At 42.0% G+C, this 13,679-nt stretch carries 11 protein-coding genes; 3 read left to right on the top strand and 8 right to left on the bottom strand.

The features are described from left to right. Positions 1-25: 25 nt before the first annotated feature. Positions 26-1,261 carry a YbfB/YjiJ family MFS transporter gene (locus QMN06_RS04575; protein WP_281971357.1) on the bottom strand — a complete coding sequence of 412 codons (1,236 nt, stop codon included), beginning with the start codon at positions 1,259-1,261 and terminating at the stop codon, positions 26-28. Positions 1,262-1,309: 48 nt separating this feature from the next. Between QMN06_RS04575 and QMN06_RS04570 the strand changes: the two genes are divergently transcribed. After that, on the top strand, positions 1,310-2,311 hold the full coding sequence (locus QMN06_RS04570; protein WP_281971356.1) for an Hsp33 family molecular chaperone HslO: 1,002 nt from the start codon (positions 1,310-1,312) through the stop codon (positions 2,309-2,311). Positions 2,312-2,314: 3 nt separating this feature from the next. Here the strand turns inward: QMN06_RS04570 and ftsB are convergent, their stop codons facing one another. The 6 genes from ftsB to QMN06_RS04540 all read right to left on the bottom strand — a co-directional run bounded on the left by ftsB (position 2,315) and on the right by QMN06_RS04540 (position 8,976). Then, positions 2,315-2,746 carry a cell division protein FtsB gene (gene ftsB, locus QMN06_RS04565; protein WP_281971355.1) on the bottom strand — a complete coding sequence of 144 codons (432 nt, stop codon included), beginning with the start codon at positions 2,744-2,746 and terminating at the stop codon, positions 2,315-2,317. Then, positions 2,747-4,033: a phosphopyruvate hydratase gene (gene eno / locus QMN06_RS04560; protein WP_281971354.1), complete on the bottom strand. Its 1,287-nt coding sequence runs from the start codon at positions 4,031-4,033 to the stop codon at positions 2,747-2,749. 27 nt (positions 4,034-4,060) lie between these two features. Beyond that, positions 4,061-4,924 (bottom strand): 3-deoxy-8-phosphooctulonate synthase, encoded by an 864-nt coding sequence (gene kdsA, locus QMN06_RS04555; RefSeq protein WP_281971353.1) that lies wholly within the window; start codon positions 4,922-4,924, stop codon positions 4,061-4,063. Continuing rightward, on the bottom strand, positions 4,921-6,588 hold the full coding sequence (locus tag QMN06_RS04550; RefSeq protein ID WP_281971352.1) for a CTP synthase: 1,668 nt from the start codon (positions 6,586-6,588) through the stop codon (positions 4,921-4,923). Before QMN06_RS04550 ends, kdsA begins: the two co-directional genes overlap by 4 nt. Positions 6,589-6,661: 73 nt before the next feature. Further along, complete coding sequence (locus tag QMN06_RS04545) at positions 6,662-8,047, bottom strand: amidase (protein ID WP_281971351.1); 1,386 nt, start codon at positions 8,045-8,047, stop codon at positions 6,662-6,664. Between the two features lie 8 nt (positions 8,048-8,055). Beyond that, on the bottom strand, positions 8,056-8,976 hold the full coding sequence (locus QMN06_RS04540) for a polysaccharide deacetylase family protein (RefSeq protein ID WP_281971350.1): 921 nt from the start codon (positions 8,974-8,976) through the stop codon (positions 8,056-8,058). 87 nt (positions 8,977-9,063) lie between these two features. Here QMN06_RS04540 and QMN06_RS04535 point away from each other — a divergent pair, with 87 nt between their 5' ends. After that, the gene (locus tag QMN06_RS04535; protein ID WP_281971349.1) at positions 9,064-10,044 is read left to right on the top strand and encodes a tripartite tricarboxylate transporter substrate binding protein; all 981 of its coding nucleotides are present in this window, start codon (positions 9,064-9,066) and stop codon (positions 10,042-10,044) included. Between the two features lie 47 nt (positions 10,045-10,091). Then, entirely contained in the window at positions 10,092-11,219 is a 1,128-nt protein-coding gene (locus QMN06_RS04530; RefSeq protein ID WP_281971348.1) for an LLM class flavin-dependent oxidoreductase, read from the top strand. On the opposite strand, the gene QMN06_RS04525 is transcribed toward QMN06_RS04530, so the two are convergent. Further along, entirely contained in the window at positions 11,216-13,672 is a 2,457-nt protein-coding gene (locus QMN06_RS04525; protein WP_281971347.1) for a DNA internalization-related competence protein ComEC/Rec2, read from the bottom strand. The two genes, QMN06_RS04530 and QMN06_RS04525, sit on opposite strands and share 4 nt — an antisense overlap. Between the last annotated feature and the right edge of the window lie 7 nt (positions 13,673-13,679).

Here is a 13,679-nt window from a genome sequence, read left to right as displayed (position 1 = left end):
ATTATCCCATGCTTATAGGTGTTGCTCAACGCTCCTGAATCAGAGATTTTTGTTGAAAGCTGATGTAACTACCAATGAGTAATATGGTTCCAGAAAATAATAGCCCCACGCCCAAACTACCTGTTAGATCAGATAAATACCCCACCATCACTGGTCCAATAATCTGTCCAATAGCAAAGGCAATCGTAAAAATACGAATTCCGTAGAGCCAATCTTCAGCTGGCAAATTGTGTTTAACAAAAGCCGTTGTTGAAGCGACTGCTGTAACAATACTAGAGCCAAACATCATCGCAGACAAAAATATAAGAATAATCTGCCACATCCGTACTTGAGATGGATCACCTGTTAAAGCAATAACGGCAGGAATAAAACAAGCAATAGCTAAAACAAGATTTACTTTGCCAAGAACTGCACCATCTTTTTTTTGATCTAATTGAATAGACCAAATCTTGGAGGAAAACATAATAAAAATGCCGAGTAAGCCATAAAAATAATCTAACTTACTTCCAGTAATGCCGATTTCTCGAACGAGCGCTACCGAAAAGGTCATGTATCCGATATAACCCAAGCCATATAAAAAGTAACCCGCATTCATTGGCAACATTTTTTTTAAGGAAATACGTTCATTTAGATGCGTAACTGCAATGGGATACTTCATGGATTGCACTGGGCTATATATGAGCATTCCCATGACCAATGAAATAATAGCTAAACCCCACCAAGCGTATTGCCAAGCATGTTCATACCCTAAACTACTTGCCCAAGACTCCATCGGATGAACAAAAATACTGGAGAGAACAATCCCAAAACCAACTCCACCATAATAAATACCTAAGATCCAACCAGAACGCTTGGGATGCAATGCACTTACTTTAGCGGCTAACGCCCCACCACCAACAAATACCCAAGTACTCGTCGCGCCCACCAAAAAACGGATAGCGAATAAAGGGGCGATGTCTGTAAAAAAACCCATCAACATAATCAAGCAGATGGTCGCAAAGGTACTCCATAAAAACACCTTATTTAATGCCATCCGCTCGAATGCCCAATTACAGGTAAGTGCTCCAACTAAATAACCGATGGCATTAGCTGTATTCATGTTCCCGGAGATGAAATAACTCCAGTTCAAATCTTCCCGCATGAGAGGTAAAAATAAAGTGTAGGAAAAGCGCGAGATACCCAAGGCGATTGCCGCCCCTAAAGCTAGTGCAATTGCACACCAAATGGGATATTGTTGCTGAAATTTAATAGAATTGTGCATTAACCAATACAATAACAAATTATTCTCAATATTCTGCCTATTTTATTCATGAGCAACTCCCCAAATTCCCCATCTACGCCAGAATTTGATGTGCTACAGACTTTTTTATTCGAAAAGAGTCAAGTACGGGGAGAGATTGTTCGCTTGAATTCTGCTTGGCAAACGATTCAACAACGAAGAAGCTACCCACCAGCCATTAAACGCCATCTTGGTGAGATGGTGGCAGCTGGTGCTTTACTGAGTGCCACTTTAAAATTTGATGGCACACTGATTATTCAAGCGCAAGGCACTGGAATTGTGCGCCTGCTCGTCGTCGAATGCAATGCAAACTTGGGTTTACGAGCAACGATTAAATTAGCGCCCAACATCGATGGCTCTCTCATCGATGATCAAATATCATTGGCTGAGTTGATTAATCCAGATGGGCTTGGCAAACTAGCGATTACGCTTGATCCATCCAATCGGGGTGAAGGTCAACAAGCGTACCAAGGGATTGTGCCCCTGATGTATCAAGGCAAACCCGTTGAATCCATTGCTCAGGCTATGATGGCTTATATGCATCATTCGGAACAATTAGAGACGCATATCTCCCTATCGTGCAATGATCAATACGCAAGCGGTATTTTGATTCAGAAACTGCCGCAAATGGGTGGCAAGGTGTTAGAAAATATCTCGCAAGAGGAGTTATTAGACGACTGGCATCGATTTCATCTGCTCGTCAACACCGTCTCTGATGAAGAAATGTTAAACACTCCTCCAGATATTTTGATGCAACGCCTGTTTTCAGTTGAAGCGAATGATCAAAAGGTCATGGCATTTGAACCACGTCCTGTCTATTTTGAATGCCAATGTTCCAGAACGCGTGTAGGCAATATGCTCCTCATGCTAGGTCATGCTGAGGTGCTGAGTATTTTGGAAGAACAACATCAAGTAGAGACGACCTGCGATTTTTGTGGGGAGGTCTATCTGTTTGATCCTGTCGATTGTGAGCAACTATTTAAGGCTCAGAATTTACTTGATGGTATACGCCCCGCTCAAGGCAAACACTAATTCTTATTGCGCTACTTTTTCGGTAGGCGCTTCTTTCTCTTTGCTCGAGTTTGGTGCTGGTTTTGCTTTGCTGACTTTAGTTTCTTTTGAAGCGCTTGTATCTTTAGTTGCTTCTTCTTTCTTTTCAGCCTTTGGCTTTGTTACGGCTTTTGGTAACTCTTCATCACTTTGCACGATTTGCACCATGGTTTCATTTTCTTTCACCATGCCATGCTCGATTCTGGCACGCTCTTCTACTGCGCGTGTCCCTTGACGCAAGTCATTTACATCACCAGCTAATTTATTATTACGATTTTCTAATTGATTATTTTTCGCTTGTTGTGCCTGAACTTCTTTATCCATTTGATAGACATGCAACCATCCACCTTTACCAATCCACAATGGGTATTGGATCGCAATGAGTAATCCTAAAAGGCCATAAACGATATAACGCAATTAATACCCTAAATTATAAAAAGTGGATTTACCTGGATAAGAAGCAACATCACCTAAATCTTCTTCAATACGAAGCAGTTGATTGTATTTAGCAATCCGATCAGAACGAGATAATGAACCCGTTTTGATTTGACCAGCATTAAGACCAACAGCAATATCCGCAATCGTCGTGTCTTCAGTTTCACCAGAGCGATGACTAATTACACTGGTGTAATTGGCACGCTTGGCCATTTCAATCGCAGCAAAAGTTTCTGTGAGTGTGCCAATTTGATTAATCTTAATCAAGATCGAATTCGCAATTCCTTTTTGAATTCCCTCTTTTAAAATTTTCGTATTGGTTACAAATAAATCATCACCTACCAATTGAATCTTATTGCCTAAACGTTGTGTCAGAGTAGCCCAACCATCCCAGTCACCTTCATGCATACCATCTTCAATCGAAACAATCGGGAACTTGTCAGCTAAGTTACCAAGGTAGTCCGTAAATTCACTAGAAGTTAATTGCAAGCCTTCTCCAGCTAAATGATATTTACCGTCTTTATAGAACTCACTTGCAGCACAGTCAAGGGCGAGAAGAACATCCTCACCTGGACGATATCCTGCTTTTTCGATGGCTTGCAAAATTGTATTTAAACACTCTTCATTACTTTTGAAGTTCGGCGCAAAGCCACCTTCATCACCAACTTGGGTTGGCATGTTTTGATCATTAATAATTTTCTTGAGCGCATGAAACACTTCTGCACCACAGCGCAATGCTTCTCTAAAACTAGTCATGCTTACTGGCATGATCATGAATTCTTGAATATCTAAACTATTATTGGCATGCGCACCACCGTTCACAATATTCATCATAGGGACTGGTAACTGCATAGCACCCGATCCACCAAAGTAACGATATAGTGGCAGTCCGGCTTCTTCTGCAGCAGCTCTTGCCACTGCCATAGAAACAGCCAATGTCGCATTCGCACCTAAACGAGCTTTATTGTCAGTGCCATCCAAATCAATCAAGGTACGGTCTAAAAAGGCTTGCTCAGAAGCATCTAAACCCATGATGGATTCAGCGATTTCGGTATTGATATTGTCTACTGCACGTCTAACACCTTTACCAACATATCTACCTGGCTCACCATCACGCAACTCAATCGCTTCTCTTGAACCCGTCGATGCACCAGACGGAACTGCTGCTCGCCCCATCACTCCAGACTCTAACAATACGTCACACTCCACGGTAGGGTTGCCACGGGAGTCTAAAATTTCACGGCCAATAATGTCAACAATTGCACTCATGTGTTTCTCTCAAAATAATAATTAAGTTTAATTTAATTCAAAATGATCTTCTGAAAATTGACCAGGCGCTTTGACGAGTTGATCAATCCCTTTTAAAGACTCAAGTAATTCTTTCATTTTATGCAGGGGCACAGCATTCGGGCCGTCCGACATGGCATTGGCTGGGTCTGGATGGGTTTCCATAAAAATACCACTAATTCCAACTGCAATCGCAGCTCTTGCAAGAACCGGCACAAATTCACGCTGACCACCACTACTTGTGCCCTGCCCACCAGGGAGCTGCACGGAATGCGTGGCATCAAAAACCACAGGGGCCTGGGTTTGACGCATAATCGCCAAACTTCTCATATCGGAAACTAAATTGTTATATCCAAAGCTTACGCCACGCTCACAAGCCATAAAATTATCTTCATCAAGGCCAGCTTCTTTTGCTGCGGCTCTGGCTTTATTAATCACATTGATCATATCGCCAGGAGCTAAAAACTGACCTTTTTTAATATTGACCGGTTTACCACTCTGGGCACACGCATGAATAAAGTCCGTTTGACGACATAAAAATGCAGGCGTTTGAATGACGTCCACGACTTCACAAACGGGTTTAATCTCATCAATGGCATGAATATCCGTCAACACATGCACGCCTAATTGTTTTTTGACTGTTGCCAAAATCTCTAAACCTTTTTCCATCCCCAAGCCACGATAAGAAGTGCCTGATGAACGGTTGGCTTTATCAAAGGATGATTTATAAATAAATGGAATATTGAGGCTAGTTGTGATTTCTTTTAAAGCACCTGCGGTATCAAGTGCCATCTGCTCAGATTCAATCACACAAGGTCCGGCAATTAAAAAAAAGGGGTGATCTAATCCAACTGGAAATCCACAAAGTTTCATGCTGTTTCCTTTTCAGAAACGGTGACACCTGAATGCATCAATGCAGCTCCAACAAAAGCATTAAACAAGGGATGGCCATCACGTGGGGTTGAAGTAAATTCTGGGTGAAATTGCACACCAAAAAACCAGGGATGCATTGCTTGTGGAAGTTCCATCATCTCAGGCAATTCTTCGGCTGGTGTTCTTGCGGAAATCACCATTCCAGCAGCCTCTAACTGATTGACATAGCCATTATTGACTTCATAACGGTGGCGATGACGTTCATTCACTTCTGGACCATAAATATCTGCAGCCATCGTTCCATGCTTGACCGGACATTTTTGTGAACCGAGTCGCATCGTGCCACCCAAATCTGAATCATCCGTTCTTGTCTCTAATGTGCCATCACGATTCTTCCATTCCGTAATAAGAGCAACTACAGGATGTTCTACTTGTTCATCAAACTCGGTGCTGTTAGCATTTTTGAGACCCACAACATGTCTAGCGAATTCGATCACAGCGAGTTGCATACCTAGACAAATGCCTAAATAAGGAATTTTATTCACTCGTGCATATTCAATCGCCAAAATCTTACCTTCAGTTCCACGCTTGCCAAATCCACCCGGAACTAAAATCGCATCCAAGCCCGCTAGGCAATCAACGCCCTCTTCTTCAATGACCTCAGAATCTAAATAATTGATGTCGACTTGCGTCTGATGATGGATTCCGGCATGTCTTAAGGCTTCAATTAATGACTTATATGACTCAGTTAAATCCACATACTTACCGACCATACCAATGGTGATGTGATGTTTTGGATGCTCCATCCGCGCCACCAAATTACTCCAAACAGATAAATCAGCCGGAGGAGGATTTAAATGGAGCTCTTTACAAATGATGTCATCTAAACCTTGCTCTTGAAGCATTTGTGGAATCTTATAAATCGTATCCACATCCCATACCGAAATGACCGCTTCTTCGCGCACATTGGCAAAAAGAGATATTTTTGCTCTTTCTTCATCGGGAATCGGTCGATCAGCACGACATAACAACGCGGTTGGAATAATACCGATTTCCCGCAATTTTTGAACCGAGTGTTGGGTTGGTTTGGTTTTTAACTCACCCGCACTAGCAATATAGGGCACTAAGGTCAAATGAATAAACGCGGTATCACCACGGTCTTTACGAAGATTCATCTGTCTAGCGGCTTCCAAGAACGGCAAAGATTCAATATCACCCACGGTGCCACCAATTTCACAAATCGCAACATCAGCTTGACCGTGATGACTATCTGCTGCACCACGTTCAATAAATGCCTGGATTTCATTGGTAATATGCGGAATCACCTGAACGGTTTTACCTAAATATTCACCGCGGCGCTCTTTTCGAATCACCGAGTCATAAATTTGACCTGTCGTAAAGTTATTGCTTTTACGCATTTTGGCAGAAACAAAACGTTCGTAATGTCCGAGATCTAGGTCGGTTTCAGCACCATCTTCTGTAACAAATACCTCTCCATGCTGAAATGGACTCATCGTGCCAGGATCAACGTTAATATAGGGATCTAATTTTAAGAGGGTGACTTTTAGGCCGCGGGATTCAAGAATCGCAGCCAAGGATGCGGCTGCAATTCCTTTCCCGAGGGAAGAAACCACACCGCCTGTAACGAAGACAAATTTGGTCATCGCATGAGCTCTATTGGTAATACTGAATTATATACAAGACTTGTTCAAATCACGAAAAATTCTCGATTGTTGACTACCATGGTATGTTTTTTATTCCAGAAAATACGTTTCTTTTATTCTCAAACGCATGTGCCACTTGATACAAAAGGTATTCGTCATGATATTGGCTAGCAATCTGTAGGGCCAAAGGCATGCCATGAGCGCTAAACCCCATAGGTAAGGTGATGGCAGGATGACCAGTCAAACTATACAGCCGATTGCAGGTACTCCTCGCTCCAGTGGGATGCTGATATAAATCAGCCATCGTTTGCGCTGGTGCTTCCCGACCAACAGATACAATCACGTCAATATAGGATTCTTGTTGACGATTAAATGCTTGTGTTAACTGCTCAGCATAACTTTGTGCTGTCAAAATAGCATCTTGATAATCCATCTGACTGACTTTGCTAGATAGGTCTAGTTTTTTTTGCAATCCTAGTCCAAGGCTTTCTTTTTGTTCTTCATAAAAGCTTTTTAATTCTTGCCATCCTTCATAGTTGATGATGGTATTGGCTACTTGAGCAATCGTGTTTAAATCAGGCAATCGTATCGATACAATGTTTGTACCTAATGTTTTCAATATTTCAAGAGAATCTAAAAACGTTTTTCTGACTTCATCGGTAATATCAGGACTCTCCAAATGAGCAAAATCCACTCCAATCCGAATGCCAGGCAATTCGGGGCGTAATTCATTTAAAAAAGCCTGATAATCTGAACCTAAAATCGCACACAGCATGATCAAGTTGTCACGTACATTCCGCGTAATAATGCCTACGGTATCTAAACTTGGCGCTAAGGGAATTAAGCCTTCTTTAGAGATGAGATCTCTGGTTGGCTTGAAACCAACTAAACCACAGGCTGCGGCTGGATGACGTACTGATCCGCCAGTATCCGATGCTGTGGCAGCATAACAGTAACCTGCCGCAACTGCTGTTGCGGATCCACTGCTAGAGCTTCCCGGCATATGATCGGGGTTCCAAGGATTGCGAGCGGCAGGGAAAAAATCATCTTCCGCCGGTGAACCAAAGGCAAACTCATGGCAATTGGTTTTGCCAATGGATATCGCTCCTGCGTTATCTAAAATTTGTATGATATGGGCGCTGATATCCGGTTTAAAGTTACTCAGGACTCCTGAACCTGCAGTAGTTCTTACACCAGCTGAAAAGAAAACATCTTTATGCGCAATCGGTATACCTGCTAAAACGCCCAACATATCTTGCGCACTTCTTGCTTGATCAATTTGGTGAGCCTTCGCTAAGGCATCTTCTCTAGTAACCGTAATCAGCCCATGCAATTGACTATCTTTTTGATGTACTAATGCCAAAGCATGTTCTAACAATTGAGTAGCACTGATTTGCCCACTTTGCAAGACAGTAAGTGCTTCTTCTAGGGTTTTTGGATAGTTCTTATGGATATCCATACTTCGCACTAGATGTTTTTCTGGGTTGATTCATACCAATCACAAATTTGCGTTCCATTCCAAAATACAACTCCTGGTAACTTACGCAAATACTCAAGCATCATTTCAAAATACTTGATGCGGTGGGTTGCTCCCGTGATATACGGATGCACTCCAAATGCTAGGATCTTGGCACCTTGCGATGATTCCTCTAAAACCCTTTCAATCGAATCTTTCATCCGAATGAACAATGCATCTGAATCTTGCAAATTCGTCAACATAATCGCAATATCATTTAATTCAACTGTATAGGGAACCGAGACTAATGGTCCATGCTTGGTTTTAACCATTTGTGGCTGGTCATCTAACACCCAATCACCAAACCACCGAAATCCCGCTTCCTTCACATAATCGAGTGTGGCAAAAGTTTCACTTCTGCCGGGACCTAACCATCCTTGTGGTTTGTTACCGGAGAACTTTTCAATCACTTCAATGGTTTGCGCAATCATCGCACGTTGATCAGCAATTTTTTGAATCGGAATTTGTTCATAGCAATGCGCCATGATTTCCCAACCATGATCTAAGGCCGTTTGTGGGACGAGTGGCCTTGTTTCACAGACCTTCGCATTAAGAGACATGGTTGCTTGAATATCGTACTTTTTAAATGCCTCAAAAATACGCCATATTCCAACTCGCATACCATATTCATGCCAAGTCCAATTCGGCACATCGGGAACAGGCGGAACTCCTCCAGGAGGAGGGGAGGCCATCCGTGGCATGGGGCGAGTAATATCCCACTCTTCAATATTTACCACCGGCCACACGACAACTTTGGCATTGCCAGGCAGTTGAATGGGCTGGCGGGTAATTATTGGACTGTAGTCAAGCCGCTCATGCGGCTTCATTGCAGTAGCTTCTTCTTGTAAAAATGTTTGATTAGGTTCTGTCATAGTTATTTTGATTTATTTTATGGTCATGGATTTCCCTAATATAATGGAATTTATTCATTAAAAATAAATTTCTCCTAAGGAATCTGTATGAGACAACTTGCAAGTCGTGTGCTATCCGTCATTTTATTGACATTGGTCCTCACCCTATCTTTTACCAATACCCCTAGCTACGCCCAAAATTATCCCAAGAAAAATATTGTCATTGTTGTTCCATTTGGTCCTGGTGGGTCGGCTGATTTAATGGCTCGTACTTTTGCTCAATACCTAGAGGCAGCTCTTAAGCAAACAGTGATTGTGGACAACAAACCTGGTGCCGATGGCATGGTGGGTACTGAGTTTGTCAAAAATGCTGCGCCTGATGGCCATACGCTATTGCTTACCACTAATACAACCATGGCTGCAAATTCGGTATTTTATAAAAAACTACCCTATGAACCTTTTAAAGATTTTGACCATATTGGCCTCTTTGGACAAGCTGCCTCCGTTGCCATCGTCCCGAAAGATTCCCCCCTCAATACAATTGCTGATCTAGTTGCGGCTTCTAAAGCAGCTCCGGATAAGTTTTTTTACGGTCATTACAATTCTGCATCGCGGATGACGGTGGAAATGCTTAAAACGCGAACTGGCGCTAAATTAACTCCGATTCCTTATAAGGCTGTCGGAACCGCCCTTCAAGACTTTTACGGTGGACAAACCCAAGTTCTTTTTATTGAATATCCACCAGCAAAAGCTCAAATCGCTGGCGGTAAGATCAAGGCTCTTGGGGTTACAGGGTCTACTCGTTTTAGAGAATGGCCCCAAATCCCAGCGATTAATGAAACCTATCCTGGCTATGAACTTGGTTTTTATCTGGGATTTGCCGCTCCAACTGGACTTCCGGCAGATGTCTTACAAACTTTAACGAACACTCTCGAAACGGCCCTAAAAGATCCAGCTTTTATTGCTAAAGTCAATAATTTAGAGCTCGACCCCGGCAAACTCAATCGTGAACAGTACCTTCGATTTATGCGCAATGAAAAAGATCGCTGGGCCAAAATTGTTCCTGAAGCAGGGATACAACCAGAATAGGCTTTTCTCTTTAAAATACTGATTACCTCTTAACAAGAAAGTTCAACATGCGTCTCGGATATTTCACAATGCCACTCCATCCTCTTCATCGGGATGGCACAGAAACTTTACATGAAGATCGTCAAACCATTATTCATGCCGATCAACTTGGTTTTTATGATGCGTTTGTTGGTGAACATTTAACTGATCAAGCAGAAAATGTCACAAATAGCATGATCTTTTTAGCGACGCTGATTTTTGAAACGAAAAACATCAAATTAGGCACTGGAACTTCTAATTTATCTCATGCACACCCGACGCTCATCGCGGCTCAAGCGGCAATGTTTGATCGTTTAGCAAAAGGTCGTTTTGTATTTGGTATCAGCCCTGGTGCACTCGCCTCAGATGCTGAAGCGTTAGGCATGTTATGTGAAGATCGCGGCAAGATATTTGCTGAAGCAATCGATGTGATTTTAAAAATTTGGGAGGGAGAACCACCTTACAACATCGACCTTCCAGACAACCGCTTTAAAGTGAGTGTCCAAAATACTCAAGTATTAGAAATTGGTCGTGGTTACATGATGAAGCCTTACCAACAACCGCGTCCAGAAATCGTCGGTACCGTAGTTGCACCATTTTCAAAAGGTGTGATCGCTATGGGTAAAAGGGATTTCCATCCGATGTCAGCCAACTTTCTTCTTAGAAACTGGCTGCCTTCTCACTGGAAAAATTACTCAGAAGGAAAAGAATCTGTTGGTGAAGTAGCTCAAGTCAAAGACTGGCGTGTTGCACGTACGGTATTTGTTGGTGATACTTCAGCGATTGCAAAATCCTATGGCAAAGATGATGCCAATAGCCCATACCGCTATTACTACAAACAAATGTATACCAAAATGAAGCTCTCGAACCGTCATGTGATTTTTAAGAAAAGCCAAGAAGCAGACGACAGCACGATTACTCTAGATGGTATTTTGGATGACTTAGTCATTTCCGGAACAGTGAATGAAGTGGTCGATCAGATTTTGGCGATGCAAGAAGAAGTCGGTAATTTCGGTGAAATTGTTTATGCTGGAATGGATTTAGTCGACCCAGTTTTAGGTAGAAGATCAATGGAACTGATGGCGCATGAAGTGATGCCAAGAGTCAATGAAGCGATGGGTCTTGGGTATGTCACTAATGCGGATGCTAACAATTAAGGTTTTGAAGTTTCATTTCTGAACTTTTGGATTCTGAACCAATCACCTTCGGTACGCCAAATCTGAGCTCCAGTATTCACTGTATCTAGTAAATCAATTTTCCCGTCTTGATATCTTTCAAGGATATCTGGATGGGGATGCTGATAGCGATTTTTATATCCCGTTTGCGAAAATGCAGATTCTGGGTCTAAATATTCTAAAAAAATAGGCGTCGACGATGTCTTACTGCCATGATGTGGGGCCATGAGAATTACATTTCTGTTTTTGATTGCATGTAGTTGGTTTTGATCCTGCGTCAAGCGTTCAACGATCAATCGCTCCGCATTCTTTTCTACATCACCGGTCAACCAAATGGAGTGATGGGTATGCCGCACTTCAATCACACAACTCATATCATTGGGTTTGGTAGTTTTATATTGAGAACGCGGATCTTCTTGAAGTTGGGGATGCCAAACATAAAATTCAATTCCGTCCCAATGCCAAGACTGGCCTACTTGGCATTTCTCAAGTAGTATTTTGTGTTTCTTCAATAATTGTTGAACTTGATGATCAGGGGCTATCGATCCCATGACATGTTGAATCGGAAAGTTTTCTAAAAGATATTTCAGTCCACCAATATGGTCAGCATCTTGATGACTAATCACTAACTGATCAATGTTTCTTATACCCTCAGCTTTTAAATGAGGAACTATTATTTTTTCTCCTGGATCAAACTTCCCAAAACTGATAGGACCTGTATCAAAGAGTAAGCGATGGGACTTTGTTTGAATCAGGACGGCATTACCCTGCCCAATATCCCATACGGTCATCTCTAGCTCTCCATGAGGTATTCCACCTAGAAGATATTCCTTTGGTATGAAAAGAGTTAAACACATCACAAAGCCAAGTATTCTAGATTTCCAAGATTCAATGAGTACTCCAGGTCGAATACAAATGACAACCCCAATGAATGAGATTAGTAAAAGCCATCCAGATGGTTTAGCACCTGTAATAGAAGCCCACTCCCATTGCGCTAATGGCCGAATCAAGATCATCAATACAGAAAATATCGTATGGGCAATCCATAAGAAAACATCTCCCAAAAACCATGGCAAGAATGCACCCAACATGGCAAATGGCGTAACTAAAAAGCTGACTACCGGTATTGCTATTGCATTGGCAATTGGTGAAATCAAGGAGATTTGATAGAACCAATACAACGTCAGGGGAATTAATGCAATGGTGACGACAGCTTGCACGCGAGCAGCTTCGCTAAAAGATGTCTTCAATTTTTCCAGAAACAAAGCATCAATATCGATTACTTGTTGTGGATCATGCGGTAATGCAAAGATCATCGCTAGCACCGCACCAAAAGATAACCAAAAACCCGGTGAATAAACTGCCCAAGGATTACAAGTGAGGACGATCAACAAAGCCCAAAACCAGATATCCATGGGCTGTAATCGCCTTCCTAAATACAGCGCTAATGCAGCGATACCCACCATGTAAGTAGTCCTTTGCGCTGGAATCTGAAATCCGGCTAACCAGGTGTATATGAATGCGGTCAAGAACCCAATACAACTTGCAATATATTGTGCTGGTTGCCAATAAATCAGTCGTGTTCGTTTGACGAATAAAAGGCTTAACCATGCCCCAAAGCCAGCCAACATGGTCACATGCAAACCCGAAATAGAAATAAGATGTCCGATACCTGTTGCTGAAAATACTTTCCAATCCTCAGGGTGAATCATCTGTTGATCACCAATGACTAAGGCACTCATCACTCCAGCGTATGGCGAATCTTGTCCTAATGATTTCTGAATTTTTTGACGAATCTGAAAACGTAAACTTTCAAAGGTGATTTTAAAGTCGTGAGGGGTCGCATCTAATAACCGTATGCCACCTTTTTGAATGATTCCTTGGGCATCATAATTTTGGATATACATCCACTCTTCTACATCAAATCCATACGGGTTTTTGAGCCCACGGATCTGTTTTAATTTGACCTTTAACTCCAAATATTGCCCAGGTTTTAATACCTGAACCAGATCATTTGATGGGTAAAGTAAGGAAACACGCTTTGGGAAATCTTGATCACTCTCTGGTTTTTGTTTGGCGTACGGAACTTCCCAATGCGTTACCTTAAAGCCAAACTGCACAGATTTGTCTGAGACTCTAGGTAACTCATCAATATACCCTTGAAGGAGGGTCAGTCTATTATCAAATTGAGCACTTAATTGCTGCTGCGGTTTTTCAGTTTTCAAATACTCTACCCAGAAAAAACCTGCGCATGCAATACAGCTTGATCCTAGAAGATATAAGCCAATGAGTTTGTATTGAAAATCTTTACTTATTTCATAGAGCAGATAAACTAATCCACAGCATCCAAATGGAATGAGTACATCCCATGGAACATGCGAGTAGTCAATGAGTAAAGAAAACATCTCCCCGGCAATCCATGCCGTGATCAACATGCGCATA

Origin of the sequence: Polynucleobacter sp. SHI8, from assembly GCF_027944005.1 — a bacterium.
Taxonomy (GTDB): Bacteria; Pseudomonadota; Gammaproteobacteria; order Burkholderiales; family Burkholderiaceae; genus Polynucleobacter.
Note: the sequence above shows the minus strand (reverse complement) of the source record. Positions and strands in the feature narration are given on the sequence as shown.